17 protein-coding genes are annotated in these 19,243 nt (G+C 65.7%); 12 read left to right on the forward strand and 5 right to left on the reverse strand.

The genetic code is table 11. The features are described 5' to 3' along the window. Positions 1 to 180 precede the first annotated feature (180 nt). The 3 genes from NA5_RS24980 (at position 181) to NA5_RS24990 (ending at position 3,179) form a co-directional block, all read left to right on the forward strand. Positions 181 to 1,128 carry an ABC transporter ATP-binding protein gene (locus NA5_RS24980; RefSeq protein WP_062990156.1) on the forward strand — a complete coding sequence of 316 codons (948 nt, stop codon included), beginning with the start codon at positions 181 to 183 and terminating at the stop codon, positions 1,126 to 1,128. Continuing rightward, positions 1,128 to 1,886, forward strand: coding sequence for an ABC transporter permease (locus tag NA5_RS24985; protein WP_062990158.1), 759 nt, complete (start codon positions 1,128 to 1,130; stop codon positions 1,884 to 1,886). Before NA5_RS24980 ends, NA5_RS24985 begins: the two co-directional genes overlap by 1 nt. Positions 1,887 to 2,414: 528 nt before the next feature. Next, positions 2,415 to 3,179, forward strand: a complete 765-nt coding sequence (locus NA5_RS24990) for an adenylate/guanylate cyclase domain-containing protein (protein WP_062990285.1) — start codon at positions 2,415 to 2,417, stop codon at positions 3,177 to 3,179. Between the two features lie 182 nt (positions 3,180 to 3,361). Here NA5_RS24990 and NA5_RS41390 read toward each other — a convergent pair whose 3' ends face one another. Next, the gene (locus NA5_RS41390; protein ID WP_169811359.1) at positions 3,362 to 3,505 is read right to left on the reverse strand and encodes a CG2302 family histidine operon protein; all 144 of its coding nucleotides are present in this window, start codon (positions 3,503 to 3,505) and stop codon (positions 3,362 to 3,364) included. A 156-nt stretch (positions 3,506 to 3,661) separates the two neighbouring features. On the opposite strand from NA5_RS41390, the gene NA5_RS24995 reads away from it, so the two are divergent. Genes NA5_RS24995 through NA5_RS25025 form a run of 7 tightly spaced genes read left to right on the forward strand, consistent with a single transcriptional unit; the run spans position 3,662 to position 12,894 of the window. Continuing rightward, positions 3,662 to 5,374 carry an acyclic terpene utilization AtuA family protein gene (locus tag NA5_RS24995; RefSeq protein WP_062990286.1) on the forward strand — a complete coding sequence of 571 codons (1,713 nt, stop codon included), beginning with the start codon at positions 3,662 to 3,664 and terminating at the stop codon, positions 5,372 to 5,374. Beyond that, positions 5,371 to 6,519: an acyl-CoA dehydrogenase family protein gene (locus NA5_RS25000; RefSeq protein WP_062990160.1), complete on the forward strand. Its 1,149-nt coding sequence runs from the start codon at positions 5,371 to 5,373 to the stop codon at positions 6,517 to 6,519. The genes NA5_RS24995 and NA5_RS25000 overlap by 4 nt, the downstream gene beginning before the upstream one ends. Continuing rightward, on the forward strand, positions 6,516 to 8,114 hold the full coding sequence (locus tag NA5_RS25005; RefSeq protein ID WP_062990162.1) for an acyl-CoA carboxylase subunit beta: 1,599 nt from the start codon (positions 6,516 to 6,518) through the stop codon (positions 8,112 to 8,114). The genes NA5_RS25000 and NA5_RS25005 overlap by 4 nt, the downstream gene beginning before the upstream one ends. 32 nt (positions 8,115 to 8,146) lie before the next feature. Then, positions 8,147 to 10,273, forward strand: a complete 2,127-nt coding sequence (locus tag NA5_RS25010) for an acetyl/propionyl/methylcrotonyl-CoA carboxylase subunit alpha (RefSeq protein ID WP_062990288.1) — start codon at positions 8,147 to 8,149, stop codon at positions 10,271 to 10,273. Further along, on the forward strand, positions 10,273 to 11,433 hold the full coding sequence (locus tag NA5_RS25015; RefSeq protein ID WP_062990164.1) for an acyl-CoA dehydrogenase family protein: 1,161 nt from the start codon (positions 10,273 to 10,275) through the stop codon (positions 11,431 to 11,433). Before NA5_RS25010 ends, NA5_RS25015 begins: the two co-directional genes overlap by 1 nt. A gap of 15 nt (positions 11,434 to 11,448) precedes the next feature. Further along, a complete protein-coding gene (locus NA5_RS25020) occupies positions 11,449 to 12,231 on the forward strand; it encodes an enoyl-CoA hydratase family protein (RefSeq protein WP_062990166.1) in 783 nt (260 codons plus the stop codon). Positions 12,232 to 12,282: 51 nt separating this feature from the next. Continuing rightward, positions 12,283 to 12,894, forward strand: coding sequence for a TetR/AcrR family transcriptional regulator (locus tag NA5_RS25025; RefSeq protein ID WP_062990168.1), 612 nt, complete (start codon positions 12,283 to 12,285; stop codon positions 12,892 to 12,894). Here the strand turns inward: NA5_RS25025 and NA5_RS25030 are convergent. Next, positions 12,891 to 13,280 carry a hypothetical protein gene (locus tag NA5_RS25030; RefSeq protein ID WP_062990170.1) on the reverse strand — a complete coding sequence of 130 codons (390 nt, stop codon included), beginning with the start codon at positions 13,278 to 13,280 and terminating at the stop codon, positions 12,891 to 12,893. The two genes, NA5_RS25025 and NA5_RS25030, sit on opposite strands and share 4 nt — an antisense overlap. A gap of 219 nt (positions 13,281 to 13,499) precedes the next feature. On the opposite strand from NA5_RS25030, the gene NA5_RS25035 reads away from it, so the two are divergent. Beyond that, on the forward strand, positions 13,500 to 14,273 hold the full coding sequence (locus tag NA5_RS25035; RefSeq protein ID WP_062990172.1) for an SDR family oxidoreductase: 774 nt from the start codon (positions 13,500 to 13,502) through the stop codon (positions 14,271 to 14,273). A gap of 98 nt (positions 14,274 to 14,371) precedes the next feature. Here the strand turns inward: NA5_RS25035 and NA5_RS25040 are convergent, their stop codons facing one another. The 3 genes from NA5_RS25040 to NA5_RS25050 all read right to left on the reverse strand — a co-directional run bounded on the left by NA5_RS25040 (position 14,372) and on the right by NA5_RS25050 (position 18,348). Further along, positions 14,372 to 16,390 (reverse strand): ArnT family glycosyltransferase, encoded by a 2,019-nt coding sequence (locus tag NA5_RS25040; protein ID WP_062990174.1) that lies wholly within the window; start codon positions 16,388 to 16,390, stop codon positions 14,372 to 14,374. Then, the gene (locus NA5_RS25045; protein WP_062990176.1) at positions 16,387 to 17,643 is read right to left on the reverse strand and encodes a bifunctional glycosyltransferase family 2/GtrA family protein; all 1,257 of its coding nucleotides are present in this window, start codon (positions 17,641 to 17,643) and stop codon (positions 16,387 to 16,389) included. The genes NA5_RS25040 and NA5_RS25045 overlap by 4 nt, the downstream gene beginning before the upstream one ends. Before the next feature lie 69 nt (positions 17,644 to 17,712). After that, on the reverse strand, positions 17,713 to 18,348 hold the full coding sequence (locus NA5_RS25050; protein ID WP_062990178.1) for an SAM-dependent methyltransferase: 636 nt from the start codon (positions 18,346 to 18,348) through the stop codon (positions 17,713 to 17,715). 140 nt (positions 18,349 to 18,488) lie between these two features. Between NA5_RS25050 and NA5_RS25055 the strand changes: the two genes are divergently transcribed. Next, positions 18,489 to 19,211, forward strand: a complete 723-nt coding sequence (locus NA5_RS25055) for a TetR/AcrR family transcriptional regulator (protein ID WP_062990180.1) — start codon at positions 18,489 to 18,491, stop codon at positions 19,209 to 19,211. Positions 19,212 to 19,243: the final 32 nt, after the last annotated feature.

Genomic DNA, 19,243 nt, shown 5'->3' on the forward strand with positions numbered 1-19,243 from the left:
TGACAGCGGCTGTTATGTGGCGGCCCGCTCGGCGCCTGTGCTCGTTAACGGGGGCACCGCTCAGGGGGATTCCCTGATGGCGACTCGGGGCCGACCGCATCCCTGGTCATCCTCGAGGATGATCGAACTAGGCACCATTTAATGACGCGCATGGCCGCGTAATGAGGAAAGCTGGTCACCATGATCGAGCTGAGAGGCCTGACCAAGCATTTCGGGCAGACCGTCGCGGTTCAAGATCTCTCCTTCACTGTTCGACCCGGACAGGTGACGGGCTTTCTTGGGCCGAACGGCGCTGGTAAATCCACCACCATGCGGATGATCCTCGGGCTGGACAAGCCCACCGCGGGCACCGCGTTGATCAATGGCAAGCCGTACCACGAGCTGGAACATCCGCTGCGCGCCGTCGGTGCGCTGCTGGATGCCAAGTGGGTGCATCCGAACCGTTCGGCCCGCGCGCATCTGCAGTGGATGGCCGCCTCCAACGGCATCGCCATATCCCGGGTGGACGAGGTGCTGCGGCTGGTCGGGTTGTCCGAGGTAGCGGGCAAGACGGCCGGTGGCTACTCCCTTGGCATGTCGCAGCGGCTCGGCCTGGCCGGTGCACTGCTCGGCGATCCGCCGGTGCTGCTGTTCGACGAGCCCGTGAATGGCCTGGACCCCGAGGGCATCCTCTGGATCCGCCGCTTCATGCAGCGGCTCGCGGCCGAGGGCCGGACCGTGCTGGTCTCCAGTCATCTGCTCTCCGAAATGGCCCAGACCGCAGAGCATCTGGTCGTCATCGGACGCGGTCAGCTGATTTCCGATTCGACCACCCAGGAATTCATCGAGCGCGCCTCGGAACAGTCGGTGCGCGTGCGCAGTCCGCAGCTCGAGCAGCTGCGCAGCCTGCTCACCTCCAATGGCATGACCGTCCGGGAGGACGGTGTCGTCGGCCAAGACGGCGCCGCATTGGTCGTGGCCGGAGTGACCAGTGACGCGGTCGGCAAGCTGGCCGGTGCCAACGAGATCACGCTGTACGAATTGGCGCCGCAGCGGGCCTCGCTGGAGGAGGCCTTCATGCGGATGACCGGTGGCGCGGTGCAGTACCACGGCGAAGGCTTCGACCAGGTGATGGGAGGTGCGCTCTGATGGGCGTGTTGGCAGCGGAACGGATCAAGCTCACCTCGACCAGGTCGCCATGGTGGTGCTCGGCGATCGTGGTGGTGCTCGCCCTCGGCCTGGCCGCGCTGTTCGCGGCGGTGGCCCGCTCGTCTTCTGGCAAGGAGAATGCGCTCGATCTCACCGTGTCCACGGCGGTCGGCGGGATCAGCGGATTCGGCGTCATGGTCCTGATGATCATGGCCACCTTGACGGTGACCAGCGAATACCGCTTCGGCATCATCCGGACCACCTTCCAGGCGACACCGCATCGCGCCAAGGTGATCGCCACCAAGGCGGGTCTGGTCGGCGTGTACGGCGCGGTGCTCACCATCGTGCTGGCCTTCGCCGCCTATGCGATTGCCAAGGCAATCGGTGGTGATGCGGCCAACAATCTGACGCTGTCCGGCGGTGATGCCTGGCGTGAGATCTACGGCATTCCGATCTATACGTTCCTCGGCGTGATCCTCGCGGTCGGCATCGGTGTACTGGTCCGGCAGTCGGCCGCGGCGATTTCGCTGATCGTGCTGTGGCCGCTGCTGATCGAGCCGCTGCTCGGCGCCTTCGGCAGCTTCGGGCGCAATGTGCAGCCGTTCCTGCCCTTCGCGAATGCGAGCCACTTCTACAGCGCCTCTGAATCGACGGCGAACTGGCACTGGGGACCGTGGGGCGGCCTGCTCTACTTCGCGGTTTTCGTCGCAATTGTCTTCGGCGCCGCACTGGTAATGGTCAACCAACGCGACGCATGATGGAACTGCCCGAGTTGCCCTCCCTCGCCGCTCGGGTGATGGGTGCCGACCTTGTCGGGAGGTCCGGGCACCCCGCGCATCGTCTGCCACTGCCCGGCAGATGATGCGACATCGGCCCGGTGTGCGATCCCCTTCCACACCGGGTCGGTGTATGTATCGGGACAATCCGGGCGACGTGTGAACATCCCGGAAACTATGACCGGCACCGCTTCCATCCGGAATCAACCCTGGCTACGCTCGGGGTTTCAGCAATCAGTGAGTTATCCATTGGCGGACCCGTCGAAGTGCCCGCTCAGTCTGATCGAGGGGGCGCAGGTGGCGACAATAAGTAACCCGCCGACGGTTGGTCGGCTGAGATACGCTCGGGGCGTGACCGAAACACCTTCCGGCGGTGCTGAGCCGGGGATGGGGCAGGAAGACAACGGGGGCGCTCCGTCCGAGGTGACCATACCGTTGGTGCCCGCCGATGCGGACCGATCCGCTCGTCGTCCCGGCTCGGGAATTCGACGCGGGCAGTTCTCCGCCTTGATGAATGCCGCGAACCAGCGGCCCGACTTCATCGGCGTGCTGCGCAAGGCACGCGAACAACTGCCCGGTGACCCGTCTTTCGGTGACCCGCTTTCGGTTTCGGGTCCCGGCGGCGCCCGCGCGGTGGCCCGCGCGGCGGATAAGTTGGTCGGCGATACGCCTAGCGCGGCCCGCGAAATCGGGTTCGGCGCACTGCAGGTCTGGCAGGCCATGTTGGAGCGCGTCGGCCGCGGTCGAGGTAGCGAAGAAATAACTGTGATGTTCACCGACCTGGTGGCATTCTCCAGTTGGTCGCTCTCGGCAGGCGATGAGGCGACCCTCGAATTGTTGCGCGGGGTTGCCAAGGCCATCGAGCCGCCGATCGCCGATCGCGGCGGTCAGGTGGTCAAGCGCATGGGCGACGGCGTGATGGCCGTATTCACCTCGGCCGATCGCGCGCTGCGCGCCGCTGTGCAGGCCAAACAGAATCTCGCCGACGTCAGTGTGCGCGGTTATCGCCCGCAGATGCGCATCGGTCTGCACACCGGCTCGCCGCGCGAAATCGGCGGCGACTGGCTCGGCGTGGACGTGACGATCGCCGCTCGCGTGATGGAGGCCGGTGGCAACGGCAACACCATGCTTTCGCATGCGACATTGCAGTCCCTCGCGCCGGACACACTCGACGAACTCGGCTTCTCGGTCAAGCCGTATCGGCGCAGTTTCTTCGCCGCTCCCCTGAGCGGCGTACCAGAGGATCTACGCATCTTCCGCCTCTCGGCGAACTGAGCTGTATTGGATTCGCCCCGCCTGCAGCCCGCCGTATTCGCTCATGGTGCCCTAAACGCCCAGCTGGACTGATGATCACGTGGACACCATGGCGGCAAAACGTGAGAAGTCCCAACCGCCAGTTCCACGTGATCATCTGTCCAGCTGTTGGTGGAGTTCGGGAGACTGCTCCGTGGTCGTGCCTACATCAACCAGGCGACCGCTCCCGCGGCGGCGAGTACGGCGAGTACCACTAGGGCGATGGCGAGGGGGCGGGCGGTCTTCCGGGTGGAGTAGGCCCCGCCCAGCAGGAACCCGGCCAGCGCGAACAGGATGACGGACGACATCTGGTCATTCTGCCTCGCAGGCGATCGGCAATTAACAAGCACGCGTGCTTGCTTTTTTCTGGATCCGGTGTGATGCTGGAGCCGGAACGCGGACTCCACCGGCGGCGCAACGCGGCGCGCCGGGACGGTTCGCCGCACAGGAGGGCCTTCCAGCTGATGACTATGCTGGCCGCCGATCCGGAGCTGATCCGAATCGGCAACTGTTCCGGGTTCTACGGTGATCGGCTCAGTGCCATGCGGGAGATGCTCGAGGGCGGGCAGCTCGATGTGCTCACCGGGGACTATCTTGCCGAGCTGACCATGCTGATCCTCGGCCGGGACCGGATGAAGGATCCCAGCCTCGGCTATGCCAAGACCTTCGTCCGGCAGATCGAGGACTGCCTCGGCCTGGCACTGGAACGCAATGTTCAGATCGTCACCAATGCGGGCGGCCTCAACCCGGCCGGGCTCGCGGAGAAGCTCCGCAAGGTTGCCGCTGATCTCGGACTGGATGCCAAGGTCGCGCATGTCGAAGGTGACGACTTGCTCAGCCGGGCGGGCGAGCTCGGCCTCGGGTCGCCGCTGACCGCCAATGCCTATCTCGGTGCCTGGGGCATCGTCGAATGCTTGAATGCGGGCGCGGATATCGTGGTCACCGGTCGGGTCACCGACGCTTCGGTGATCGTCGGCCCGGCGGCCGCTCATTTCGGTTGGGGGCGAACCGATTACGACCAGTTGGCCGGTGCCGTGGTGGCCGGACATGTGATCGAGTGCAGTACCCAGGCCACCGGCGGCAACTTCGCCTTCTTCACCGAACTGGCCGATCTGGGACGGCCCGGTTTCCCGATTGCCGAAGTGCGCAGGGATGGCAGCAGCGTCATCACGAAGCACCAGGGCACGGGCGGTGCGGTTACGGTGGATACCGTTGCGGCACAGTTGATGTACGAGATCCAGGGGGCGCGTTACGCGGGGCCGGATGTCACCACGCGGCTGGACAGTATCGAGCTGAGCCACGAAGGTCCGGATCGGGTGTTGATCAGCGGTGTGACCGGTGAAGCGCCGCCGCCGCAGCTCAAGGTGTCGCTCAATACCCTCGGTGGTTTCCGCAATGAGATGGAGTTCGTGCTGACCGGACTCGATATCGAGGCGAAAGCCGAACTGGCGCAACGACAGCTGGAGTCCTGGCTGCCGGTGCGGCCCGCGGAACTGACCTGGACGCTCGCGCGGCTCGACCGGCCGGATGCCGAAACCGAGGAGCAGGCAAGCGCTCTGCTGCGCTGCGTGGTGCGCGATCCGGATCCGAACAAGGTCGGCCGCTCCTTCTCCAATGTCGCGGTCGAGCTGGCATTGGCCAGTTATCCGGGGACGACCTTCACCAGCCTGCCCGGCAATGGTTCGCCGTACGGCGTGTACACGCCGGGATTCGTCGATGCCGCCGAGGTGCCGCATGCGGCGGTGCTGCCGCAGGGCGCGCGCGTCGATATCGCGCCCGCGTCGGACACTCTCGAATTGGCGGAGGTGGCCGAGCCGGAACTGCCGGAGCCATTGTCCACCAATGGAACTCGCCGAGCGCCGCTCGGCACGATCGCGCTGGCCCGCAGCGGCGACAAGGGCGGCAATGCCAATATCGGCGTGTGGGTTCGCACCGATGAACAGTGGCGCTGGCTTGCGCATACGCTGACGGTGGCGCGGATCAAGGAGCTGCTGCCCGAGGCCGCGCCGCTGACCGTGACCCGGCACGTACTGCCGAATCTGCGTGCCGTGAACTTCATTATCGAAGGTCTGCTCGGACAGGGTGTGGCCTATCAGGCGCGCTTCGATCCGCAGGCCAAGGGGGTCGGCGAATGGCTGCGCTCGCGTCATGTTGATATCCCATTGGAGTTGCTATGAGTCCGTGGAATACGCCGGAGCGGCGCGAATTGCGTGCCACTGTAAGGGGTTTCGTCGAGCGAGAAGTTCTCCCGTACCTCGATGCCTGGGAGCGCGACGGCGAGATCCCACGTGAACTGCACAAGCGGGCTGGCGCACTCGGCCTGCTCGGTATCCAATTCCCGGAATCCGCGGGCGGCTCCGGTGGTGACGGTATCGACGCCATGATCGTCTGTGAGGAGATGCACCAGGCCGGTTGTTCCGGCGGCCTGTTCGCCTCGCTGTTCACCTGCGGTATCGCGGTACCGCACATCATCGCATCGGGCAATGAAGACCTGATCGAGCGCTTCGCCCGCCCGACACTGGCCGGGGAGAAGATCGGCTCGCTCGCCATTACCGAACCGGGCGGCGGCTCCGATGTCGGCCACCTCACCACCACCGCGCGCCGCGATGGCGACCACTACATCGTCAATGGCGCCAAGACTTACATCACCTCGGGTGTGCGCGCCGATTTCGTGGTGACCGCCGTGCGCACGGGCGGCCCCGGCTCCGGCGGGATTTCGCTGCTTGTGGTGGAGAAGGGCATGCCCGGCTTCACGGTCAGCCGCAAGCTGGACAAGATGGGCTGGCGGGCCTCCGATACCGCCGAACTGTCCTATGTGGATGTACGGGTGCCGGTGGAGAATCTGGTCGGACCGGAGAATTCCGGCTTCTATCAGATCGCCGGTGCCTTCGTCAGCGAGCGGGTCGGGCTCGCGGTGCAGGCGTATTCGCAGGCCCAGCGATGCCTGGACCTGACCCTGGACTGGGTGCGCAACCGGGAGACCTTCGGCCGCCCGCTGATCAGCAGGCAGGCCGTGCAGAATACGGTGACGGAAATGGCCCGCCGCATCGACGTGGCCCGCGTCTACACCCGAGATGTGGTGCGGCGCAGCGCCGAAGGCGAAGCCGATTTGATCGCCGAGGTGTGTTTCGCCAAGAACACCGCCGTGGAGGCGGCCGAATGGGTGGCCAATCAGGCCGTACAACTGTTCGGCGGCCTCGGCTATATGCGCGAATCCGAGGTCGAGCGGCAGTACCGCGATATCCGCATTCTCGGCATCGGCGGTGGCACAACCGAAATCCTGACCGGCCTGGCGGCTAAGCGATTGGGGTACCAGTCTTGACGACATTACGCACCACCCTCGATACCGCATCGCCGGAGTACGCGGCCGCGGCCGAGGCCATGACCACCAAACTCGCCGAGGTGGAGGCAGAATTCGCCAAGGCCATCGCGGGCGGTGGGCCGGATAAGCTGGCCCGGCATCGCCAGCGCGGCAAGTTGACCGCGCGTGAGCGCATCGAACTGCTAATCGACGAGGATTCGCCATTCCTGGAGCTCTGCCCACTTGCCGCATGGGGCAGCGACTTTCACGTCGGGGCGAGCGTTGTTTGCGGTATCGGCATTGTCGAGGGCGTCGAATGCATGATCGTCGCGCCGGATCCCACGGTGCGCGGCGGCACCTCGAATCCGTGGACGTTGCGCAAGAACCTGCGCATGAACGACATTGTCATGCAGAACCGGCTACCGGTAATCGGACTCGTCGAATCCGGCGGCGCGGATCTGCCGACGCAGAAGGAAGTCTTCGTACCCGGCGGACGGATGTTCCGCGACCTCACCAGGGCGTCGGCGGCCGGAATCCCCACCATCGCATTGGTTTTCGGCAATTCCACCGCCGGTGGCGCGTATATCCCGGGCATGTCCGACTACACGGTGATGATCAAGGAACGCTCCAAGGTATTCCTCGGCGGACCGCCGCTGGTCAAGATGGCCACCGGTGAGGAATCCGATGACGAATCGCTCGGTGGCGCGGATATGCACGCGCGCGTCTCGGGTCTGGCCGATTATCTGGCGGTCGACGAGCAAGACGCCATCCGCATCGGCCGATCCATTATCAAGCGGCTGAACTGGAAGAAGCAGGGTCCGGCGCCACGCGCCGAGGTGATCGAGCCGCGGTACGACCAGGAGGATCTGCTCGGCATCGTCCCGTCCGATCTGAAGATCCCGTTCGATCCGCGGGAGGTGATCGCCCGCGTGGTCGACGGCTCCGATTTCGACGAATTCAAACCGCTGTACGGCAGCAGCCTGGTCACCGGGTGGGCGGAACTGCACGGATATCCGGTCGGCATCCTCGCCAATGCGCGCGGTGTGCTGTTCTCGGAGGAATCGCAGAAGGCGACCCAGTTCATCCAGCTGGCCAACCAGTCGAATACCCCACTGCTGTTCCTGCACAACACCACCGGCTACATGGTCGGCAAGGAGTTCGAGCAGAAGGGCATCATCAAACACGGCGCGATGATGATCAACGCGGTCTCGAATTCCAAGGTGCCGCATATTTCGCTGTTGATGGGGGCGTCTTACGGTGCGGGCCATTACGGCATGTGTGGTCGCGCCTACGACCCGCGGTTCGTCTTCGCTTGGCCCAGTGCTAAATCCGCTGTGATGGGTGGCGCGCAGCTCGCCGGTGTGATCTCGATCGTTGGGCGGGCGGCCGCCGAGTCCAAGGGCATTCCGTTCGACGAGGAGGCCGATGCCGGGATGCGCGCGATGGTGGAGGCGCAGATCGAGGCCGAGTCGCTGCCGATGTTCATGTCGGGGCGGCTGTACGACGACGGAGTGATCGATCCCCGTGATACCCGCACGGTATTGGGAATGGCGTTGTCGGCCATTCACAATGCCCCAGTCAAGGGCGCCGATGGCTTCGGCGTCTTCCGGATGTGAGGGCCGAGATGACAGCATCGCGCAGCGATTCGATGAGGGGTGGCGGTCGGGTGACGGGTGGGCGCATTACCACTGTTCTGGTGGCCAATCGCGGTGAGATCGCCCGTCGGGTCTTCGCGACTTGTCGTCGCATGGGTATCGGCACCGTCGCGGTCTATTCCGATGCGGATGCCAGGGCACCGTATGTCGCCGAAGCCGATGCGGCGGTCCGTCTTCCTGGCAATACACCTGCGGAGACGTACCTGCGCGGCGAGCTGATCATCGAGGCGGCCTTGGCCACCGGTGCCGACGCCATCCATCCCGGTTACGGATTCCTTTCCGAGAATGCGGAATTCGCACGAGCCGTGCTGGCGGCCGGACTGGTGTGGATCGGCCCGCCGGTCGAGGCCATCGAGCAGATGGGTTCGAAGGTCGCAGCCAAGAAGTTGATGGATGCGGCCGGAGTCCCGGTACTCGCCGAACTCGACCCGGCCGAGGTCACCGCGGCGCAGCTGCCGGTGCTCATCAAGGCCTCCGCCGGTGGTGGCGGGCGTGGTATGCGCGTGGTGCGCGATCTCGCCGATCTGGAACCGCAGATCGCCGCCGCGCGCAGGGAGGCCGAATCGGCATTCGGCGACCCGACGGTGTTCTGCGAGCGGTACCTGGAGACCGGCCGACATATCGAGGTCCAGGTCATGGCGGATACCCACGGCACCATCTGGGCCGTCGGTGAGCGGGAGTGCTCCATTCAGCGCCGCCACCAGAAGGTGGTCGAGGAGGCGCCGTCGCCGCTGGTCGAGCGCATCGACGCCATGCGCGCGTCAGGCCAGGAGGCACGCGGCGGGGGGCGTCGAAGCGGTACTCCGCAAGATGTACGCGCGCACGCAGGGCCCGCGCGCATGGCCGATGGACAGAGCATGCGTGAGCGGCTGTTCGAGGCGGCCAAGCTGGCGGCCGGTGCGATCGGCTACACCGGTGCCGGGACGGTGGAATTCCTCGCCGACGAGGCGGGCGAGTTCTTCTTCCTGGAGATGAATACCCGGCTGCAGGTGGAACATCCGGTCACCGAATGCACAACCGGACTGGATCTGGTACGGACCCAGCTCGAGATCGCGGCTGGCGGCGAGTTGGCTTCCGCACCGCCACCGCTGCGTGGGCATTCGATCGAGGTGCGGCTGTATGCCGAGGATCCCGCGCACGAGTGGCAGCCCCAGAGCGGGACGGTGCACCGGATCGATATCCCCTCGGTAATAACCGAATTCGATATTCTCGACCGTCCGGGCGTACGCCTGGATACCGGTGTGGTGGACGGTTCGGTTGTCGGCGTGCACTACGACCCGATGCTCGCGAAGGTCATCTCCTACGCCGAGACCCGCGGTGACGCGGCACGGCTATTGGCAACGGCCCTGCAGCGAGCCAAGATTCACGGTCTGGTGACCAACCGCGATCTACTGGTACGCGTACTGCGCCACCCCGCCTTCCTGGCCGGGGACACCGATACCGCATTCTTCGGGACGCACGGATTGGATTCCCTCGCAGCGCCTTTGGCGTCCGAATCCGATGAGGCGCTGTCCATTGTCGCCGCCGCGCTCGCGGATGCCGCAGCGAACCGTAAGGCGGCCAGGGTCGGCGGCGGGCTGCCCGCGGGCTGGCGAAATCTGCCGTCCCAGTCGCAGCACAAGTCGTACGAAAGCCGAACCAGCGGAACGCATGACATCGGCTACCGCTTCACCCGAACCGGTGTCACGGTTTACGGTCATGATGGCCTCGAACTGGTGGAAATGGGTCCCGAGCGCGTGGTCCTCTCGGTTCCCGGCGAACGCGGCCTGGTGCGTAGGCAATTCGACATCGCCCGCTACGCCGATCTGGTCTGCGTCGACTCACCGCTCGGACCGGTGGCGGTGCGCAGACTGCCGCGTTTCAGCGATCCGGCCGACCAGGTAGCGCACGGTTCACTGCTCGCGCCCATGCCGGGCAGCGTGATTCGCATCGGCGCGCAGGTCGGCAGCGCCGTCGAACAGGGCCAGCCGATTCTGTGGCTGGAGGCCATGAAGATGGAGCACACCATCTCGGCGCCCGCCGCGGGCGTGCTCAGCGCCCTCAATGTCACCGTCGGCCAGCAGGTCGATGTCGGCGCAGTGCTCGCCGTCGTCGATCCCACCGAATCCCAGGAGAACTGATGAGTTTCATCGAAACCGAAGAGCAGAAGGCGCTACGGTCCGCGGTCGCCGCGCTCGCCGCGAAATACGGCTTCCGCGATTACGTGCTGCCGAAGGCGCGTAAGAACGAGCCGCTCACCGAATTGTGGGATGAGGCAGGCAAACTCGGCTTCCTTGGGGTGAATCTGCCCGAGGAGTACGGCGGCGGTGGCGCGGGCATGTACGAGCTCGCGCTGGTCATGGAGGAGCTGTCCGCACAGGGCGCGGGCCTGCTGCTGATGGTGGTCTCACCGGCCATCTGCGGCACCATCATCACCAAATACGGCACCGACGAGCAGAAGCAGCAGTGGCTGCCCAAACTCGCCGACGGCACCGCCAAGATGGTCTTCGGCATTACCGAACCCGACGCCGGTTCCAATTCGCACCAGATCACCACCACCGCGCGGCGTGACGGTGACGACTGGATACTCAACGGCCGCAAGATCTTCATTTCCGGCGTGGATCAGGCCGAGGCCGTGCTCATCGTGTCGCGCACCGAGGACCACAAGACCGGCAAGCTCAAGCCCGCGCTGTTCATCGTGCCCACCGACGCCCCCGGCTTCGTCAAGACGCCGCAGGAAATGGACATCATCGAGCCGGACCACCAGTTCACCCTCTTCCTCGATGACGTGCGCCTGCCGTCGGATGCCTTGGTAGGCAAGGAAGATGCCGCACTGATGCAGCTGTTCGCGGGTCTCAACCCGGAGCGCATCATGGGCGCGGCCATGGCCGTCGGCATGGGGCGCTACGCCATCGATCGTGCCGTCGAATACGCCAAGGAACGCACCGTGTGGAAGACGCCGATCGGTGCGCACCAAGGTATTTCGCATCCGCTCGCCGCGGTGAAGGTCGAGGTGGAGCTGGCCAAACTGATGATGCAGAAGGCCGCCACCCTCTACGACGCGGGCGATGAGATGGGTGCGGCCGAGGCGGCGAATATGGCGAAATACGCTGCGGCGGAGGCCAGTATCAAGGCACTCGATCAGGCCATCCAGACCCACGGTGGCGCGGGCCTCACCAGGGAGTACGGACTGGCCGCCATGCTCGCCGCGGCCCGCATCGGCCGCATCGCGCCGGTCAGCCGGGAGATGGTGCTCAACTTTGTCGCCCAGTACTCCCTCGGCCTGCCCAAGTCGTACTGACCCAGAGGAGGCTCGATGCCTGAAACATCTACCGCTCCGTATGTGCGGTACGAGGTGCGCGACGGGTTCGCCACACTGACCCTCGATTCGCCGCACAACCGCAACGCACTGTCATCGCGGTTGGTCGCCGAGCTGCTGGGTGGCCTCGATGATGCCGCGGCCGATCCCGCCGTCCGCGGCATCGTGCTCGCGCACACCGGCAATACCTTCTGCGCGGGCGCGGACCTCAGCGAGGCCAGCAATGCCGATCCGGCGGCGGCCGCCGACGAACGCACCCGGGTGATGATCGGCGTACTGCGTCGACTCGTCGAAACGCCGAAGCCGATCATTGCCCGGATCGACGGCAATGTGCGCGCGGGCGGTATGGGTATCGTCGCCGCCTGTGACATCGTGGTGGCCGGTCCCGGTTGCAGTTTCGCGCTCACCGAGGTGCGAATCGGGTTGGCGCCGTTCATGATTTCGCTCACCCTGCTGCCGCGGCTCAGTCCGCGCGCGGCCAGTCGCTACTACCTCACCGGCGAGAAATTCGGTGCCGATATCGCCGAGCAGATCGGCCTGGTCACGATCACCGCCGACGATCCGGCGGCCGAGGTGGTCCGGCTGTGCTCGGAGCTGCGCAAGGGCTCCCCGCAGGGGCTCGCCGAGGCCAAGCGGCTGGTCAATGCGGGCATCCTGGCGGAGTTCGACGGCTCCGCCGAGGAGCTGGCGAATCGTTCCGCGAGCTTCTTCGGCACCCCGGAGGTACAGGAGGGCATGCTGGCCTTCTTGCAGCGACGTCCACCGACCTGGGCAGAATAGCGCCGTGACATCGCCGATGACCAAAGCCGCCAGCCTGTTCGGAGCGAGCCGATGGTGACACCCCACGAACCCAAGCAGGACCGCAGCCGGGCCACCCGACAGCGCCTGCTCGAGGCGACCATCGACTGTCTTGCTGAAATGGGCTGGGCGGCGGCCACGGTCTCGGTCGTGGCGGAACGGGCGGGGGTGTCGCGCGGTGCGGCCCAGCATCATTTCCCGACCAGGGAAGACCTGATCACCGCCGCACTCGAGTACATGTTCGACAGCCGCACCCAGCAGTCCAATGACGAGGCGCTGGCGGTGGCGGCGCTGGCCGGAGGGGTCGAGCGCACCGAGGCAGTGGTGGCAGGGCTGGTCGACTCCTACACCAGCCCGCTGTTCAAGGCGGCGCTGCAGGTGTGGACGCATGCGGCCGCCGATCCGGCGCTGCGGGAGCGAATTGTGCCGCTGGAGGCCAAATTCGGTCGCATATCGCATCGGCGGGCCGTGGAAGCGTTGGGCGTGGACGACGCTGATCCGGTCGCCCATCACCTCGTCCAGGCAACTCTCGACATGGCTCGCGGACTGGGTCTGGCCGACGTCCTGACCGATGACTCGGCGCGCCGCAAGCAGATCGTGGCGCAATGGGCGGCCACACTACACGCCGCCCTTTCGTCGGATTAGCAGAGGCCTTGCTGCTGCATGTGCCCTTCATCGACCGCGTAGGAGGTGGAACCGATGAGGACGCCGAGGATGCCGCCGATGACCAGTCCCGGAATCGCGCCGACGAAGAAAAGCGGCAGACCCGCGATGCCGCCGATGGTGGCGCCGAGCAGACCGCCGACCAGCGTCCTGACTTCGATGGTGTCACCGGGAGCCAGGCACTGCCCGATAAGGTTGGCCTGCGGGGTCGGTTCGGCTGCCGCGGCGATCGGCGCGGTCGCGACCGGTGCGGTCGGCTCCGGTGATTCGCCCGGTGCGGCCGATGCGGTCGAGGCGAAGCCGACGGTGAGCGCGATGGCGACCAGCGCACCGATGACGGTCAGAACGAATCTCGAAATGCTTCTCACGTTTTTCCTGATGGTTCGAAAGTTTGGCGCAACTGGCTCATCATTCCCGGAGTTCGCGGCGCGCGAAAGGGTTTCGGATGAATGTCGCATTAAGAGGATTTCGAGGAAGCAGGTAAAGGAATCTCGAGGAACAGTCCGAAACGCCATGTCACACTCGTGCCGCCCGCGTCGTCAGCACTGTGAAAGCGGAACAACGCAGCGAAAAAGGGAGCGGGAATCATGTCGAATATCAAGATGATCGCGGTGGCCGGAGCGACCGGACGGCTGGGCCGACATGTGGTGGATGTGCTGAACGAGCAGGGACACGAGGTCGTCGCCTTCTCCCGCGCGAACGGGGTGGATATCGAGACCGGCGTCGGCCTGGTGGAAGCACTCGATGGTGTGGACGTCGTCATCGATGCGTCCAGTACACCGTCCGCGGACCAGACCATCGCGACCGAATTCTTCCGGGCCGCGGCGCGCAACCTGCACGAGGCGGGGCAGAAGGCCGGTGTCGAGCGGCTGGTCGTGGTGTCCATTATCGGCATCGACGGATCGCGTGCCGGATACAACGCCGCGAAGCTTGCGCATGAGGCCGCGCTGCTGGAAGGGCCGCTGCCGGTGCAGATTCTGCGGGCCGCGCAGTTCCACGAGTTGGTCGAGGTGATGATGCAGTGGGGAACCCAAGGCGACGTCGCTTATCTGCCGAAGATGCGCACCCAGCTGGTTGCGGCGCGTGCGGTGGCCGAGGCACTGGTGGCATTGGCAGTGCATCCGCTGCCGGACTCGCTCGACCGGCCGTTCCCGGAAATCGCGGGTCCGCAGCCGGAGACGATGGCGGGTGCGGCCGGGCTGCTCGCGGCAAAGCGCGGTGCGCCCGCGCAGGTGATCGAGTCGAGTGATCCGGCGAACCCGGATCACGAGCAGTTCGAGAACGGTGGGCTGCTGCCGGGTGCGCATGCCGAGTTGGCGGGTCCGACGTTCGCCGAGTGGCTCGAAGCGACATACGCGTGACCACAACGCAATTCGCCCGGTGCGTGTCCACCGGGCGAATTGCCGTGCGCAGTCCCACAGTGGTTCTCGGGATCCGCGGGTTCCTGCAAGGGGTGTGATCAGTGGGCGGTCAGGTCGTAGAGGGTGATGCCGTCGACTTCGGTCGCGGTGAAGTGCTCTTCCACCCACTTGCTGATCTCGCTGCTGGTGCCGGAGCGGCCGAAACCGAATCCGCCCTCCGCACCGCCGCGATTGCCACTGCCGATGAAGTAGTGGATCTTTCCATCGGCGACATACTGCTTGAACTGGTCCAACGTCGGTGACGGATCGCTGCCGTTGAAGCCGCCGACCGGCATGACCGGCAGTTCGGTGGCCAGCTGGAATCCGGCGGCGCTGTTGGAGCCGGTGGCGGCGGCGACCCAGGTGTAGTCGGAGCCATTGTTTTCCAGCAGTGCGATGACCTTCTCGCTCGGCCTGCTCGCGCCGAGCAGACCACCGGCTGGGCCGCCCATCATCGGATTGCCTGCTTCGCCAATGCCTTGTTCCCTAGCGCCATTGCGTGCAGCGCCATTCGCATTCCGTCCACCCGGCATACCGCCACCGAAGCCGCCTTCGGAGTTGGCTTCGGCCCAGGGTGGAGGTCCGAACATGCCGAACCGCCCGACATTCGGTCCCGCCGACGGGATCCCGCCCTCGTGTCCGGTCGAAATGGTCTGGGCCGAGTACGCGACGGGCCCGGCCAATCCGGTGAATGCGGCGGCCACGGCCGCGACCAGCGCCAGCTTCCGCGGTGCGGGCAACAGCACCGCGATGGTCGCGAGCACACCGACCACCAGCACCGCCCAGCGCAGCCACGGCACGAAGCTCGAACTGCGCGACAGCAACATCCACGACGTCGCCGTGGTCAGGCCGACCCCGAGCCCCGCGAACAACCGGACCCACAGGCGGTGCCGATCCCGCCACAGCTGAACCGCGCCGATACCGACCAGTGCGGCGACCGCCGGAGCCAGTGCCACCGTGTAGTACTGGTGGAAGATGCCCGCCATGAAGCTGAAGGTCAGGCCGGTCACCAGTAGCCAGCCACCCCACAGGATCAGTGCCGCGCGCCGTCCATCGGTGCGAGCAGCCTTGCCGCGCAAGAGAATTCCCGCCACGAGCGCGACCAATGCGGCGGGGATGAGCCAGGCGATCTGACCGCCCTGCGCAGGTTCGAACATCCGGGTGATCCCGGTGCTGCCCCACATGCTGCCGCCGCCACCGCGCGGCATATCGCCACCGCCAGGCGTGACGCTGCCGCGTTCGTTGCCGTTCAACCGGCCGAGCCCGTTGTAGCCGAGGGTGAGTTCGACGATCGAATTATCATGTGACCCACCGATCCATGGCCGCGAAGACGCGGGCCACAGTTCGACCGTGAGCAGCCACCAACCCGCCGCGACGATCATCGACAACCCCGCCGCGAGCAGCTGCAGGATTCGCTTGCCGAGCTTGGGTGGACCCGCGAACAGATAGGTCAACGCCAGCGTCGGCACCACCAGCAATACCTGCAATTGCTTGGTGAGGAACCCGAATCCGATGAAGACACCGGTGAGCACCAGCCAGCGGGTTCGCCCGTCCTCGACCGCCCTGGTCATCGCCCAGGCCGCCGCGATCATCAGGAATACCAGCAGCGCATCCGGGTTGTTGAACCGGAACATCAGTGCGGCGACGGGCGTCACCGCGAGCGCCAGTCCGGCGATGAGTCCGGCCGCGGGGCCGAATGGCCTGCGCACCGTCGCCCATAGCAGTGCCACCGACGCGACGCCGAGCAGTACCTCCGGAACCAGGATGGTCCAGGAATTCAGTCCGAACGCCCGCACCGATAGTTCCATCAACCACAGCGAGGCCGGTGGTTTGTCGACGGTGATCGAGTTCGCGGCATCCGAGGAGCCGAAGAAGAAGGCCTTCCAGGAACTCGAACCCGCCTGTACCGCGGCGGAATAGAAGGAATTCGCCCAACCGCTGGCACTGAGGTTGCACAGGTAGGCGATTCCGGTGCCGAGCAGCAGTACCGCCAATGCGGGGTATTCCCAGCCGATCTCGCGCTTGCGGCGCGATTGCGGCGGTACCGCTGTCGACGGTGCCGTGAGCGTAGCCGTCACTGCTGTCCGCCCTCGGTGACCAGCGCCGTGCGGGTGGCCGTCGGGTTACGGAAGACCCATCGCAGACCGACGAATCGGATCAGCGTGGCAATGAGATTGGCAACCACGAGTACGAACAATTCCAGATGCACGGCGGCGTCGGGGGCCCATCGGTGCAAGGCGAACAACGAGCCGCTGGTGACCAATAGGCCGAAGCCGAATATCAGCAGACCTTGGAATTGGTGCGACACAACGCCATTCGATCCACGCACCCCGAAGGTGAAGGCGCGGTTGGCGGCGGTATTGCCGATCGCGGTGATCAGCAGCGCGACGAAGTTCGCCACCTGCGCGCCGGTCATGGGCTGCAACACCAGGTACAGCAGCATGTAGGCGAGCGTGGAGATCACGCCGACTATCGCGAACCGCACCACTTGCCCGACCATCCCCAACGGCACACCTGGCACCAGTGGTTCCCGTCCGACCGAGCGGCGCAGCTCGTCCAACGGCAGCGCGCCGGTGGTCAGCCCGCGCAGCAGTCGCCACACGCCGAGCAGGTCCTTGCGCGCGGTGTCGATGATGTCGACCCGGCTGTCCGGATCGTCGATCCAGTCGACCGGCACTTCGTGGATGCGCAGTCCGGCCCGCTCGGCGAGCACCAAGAGTTCGGTATCGAAGAACCATTCACCGTCTTGCACCAGCGGCAGCAGTCGCCGCGCCACATCGGTGCGCATCGCCTTGAAACCGCACTGGGCATCCGAAAAGCGCGCCTGCAGAGAGGCTTTCAGGATCAGGTTGTAGCAGCGCGAGATGATTTCGCGCTTGGGTCCGCGCACGACTCGCGACGCCGCGTCGAGCCGGGTGCCGATGGCCAGATCGGAGTGGCCCGAGATCAGCGGAGCGACCAAGGGCAGCAGCGCATTCAGGTCGGTGGACAGATCCACGTCCATGTACGCGACGACCTGGGCGTCGGAGTGCTCCCACACCGCGCGCAGCGCACGGCCCCGGCCCTTCGCGTCGAGGTGCACGACCCGCACGTCATCGAGTTCGTCCGCGAGCAGCTGGGCCACCTGCATGGTGTCGTCGGTGCTCGCGTTGTCGGCTACGGTGATCCGGGCCGGGAACGGGAATCCGTCGCGCAGGTAAGCGTGCAGCCGTCGCACACAGACGCCCAGGTCGGCCTCTTCGTTGTAGACGGGGATCACGACGTCCAGCACGGGCGTGATCACCGTTTCGGTCATTTCCGCCCGGTGCGCGGCGGTCGTCGATTCGGTCATGGTGACTACCCTCGCGAACCGCGCTGGCCCCTGGCTGGGCCCTACCTGTGAGGTTCCTGGGGACTGCGGCTAGCGCACTCGCCGGATCCGCAGCACGGTGTCGGTACGAAGCCCCACCTGCCCCTCCGGCCCGGTTACTTCCCGCTCGACCGCGTCCTTGGTCTCGACGTGCCAGTCCGTCCCGAGCGCAAGTCCGTCGATGACCTCATCCATGGTCGGGAAATGCACGTCATGGCGGTCCTCGATAAACGAAGGCCACCCCGCATGCCCCGCGATCAGCAAAACCCCGCCGACACCCACCGCCTCCGCGGCCCGCCGCAAAACCTTCGTCCGCTCGTCGTCCTGCGCCACCGGTGAATGGAAGAACTGCGCCGAAACCAGATCGAACTCACCGTCCGGAAACGATTGCGCCAGATCGTGTTCGGCGAACGTGATGCGCTCCCCGACACCTGCCTCGTCGGCATGCACTGCCGCTCGCCGCAGCGCTGTCACGGACACATCGACCGCGGTGACCCGCCATCCCCGTGCCGCAAGCCAAACAGCGTCCGCACCCTCACCACAGCCGAGGTCCAATGCGGTCCCCGGCTCGAGCTCCGCGGCCTCACGCACCAACAGCGGATTGGGATTGCCGGTCCAAATCTGATCCCGATCCTGATAAAACCCCTCCCAGAACTCCTGGGTGCCGGTTGCGGTGCCCTCGCCCATGTGTCGCTCCCATCGATATCGCGTATCTCGGCCCTGTTCGGATGATGTATGACCGACCCGCCATAACGCCAACTTTGTTGCCGTTTCGGCAAACGGGTCCGCTGAGGTGCGCGGCGGGGGTTGGTACGGTCGGATTCGTGATGCGCAGTGGGCGGGGAGTAGATGCGGGGACGCCCAGGCGGGTCGATGCTCGGACCGAGCGGTGGCGCGAGCACCGGGTGAAGGTTCGGGCCGAGTTCGTGGATGCGGCGTTTCGGGCGCTGGACAAATTCGGGCCCGAGGTGAGCATGGGGGATATCGCCAAGGAGGCCGGGGCGGCCAAGCCGAAGCTTTATCGGCACTTCGAGGATAAGACGGATCTGTACAACGCGATCGTCGACCGGGTGCGCGACATGCTGTGGGAGCGGATCGTTTCCAGTGCCGATCTGACCAATGATTCGGCGCGCGAATTGATTCGACGGGGCGCGGCCGAATATGTGCTCGTGGTATCCGAGCACCCCAATGTCTTCCGGTTCATGCTGCACAGCCACTTCACGCAGCGGGCCGATGAATCCGAGCGGGCACTGCAGTCGGCTCGGCAATCGGCCAAGCGGGCCGCGGACCTGTTCACCGGACTGCTCGCCGACAAATCCGTCGAAGTGTCCAGCGTCGAACTCGTCAACTATTCGGTATTCGGTGCGGTGGCCTCGGCCACCGACTGGTGGCTGGGCGTGAACCGGCTACAGGCACACACAATGCCCAGCGAGAAATTCGTCGCCTACCTGGCCGAGATCATCTCCGCACTGGCCGAGGCCAATGCGCGGCTCAACGGCATCCGCATCGACGCGGACCAACCGCTGCACCTCGCATTCGCCAGCGACTGATCTGTACCCACCGGTGGCACCGACCGCGAGCG

The organism is Nocardia anaemiae NBRC 100462 (genome assembly GCF_001612725.1).
In the GTDB taxonomy this organism is placed as follows: Bacteria; Actinomycetota; Actinomycetes; order Mycobacteriales; family Mycobacteriaceae; genus Nocardia; species Nocardia anaemiae.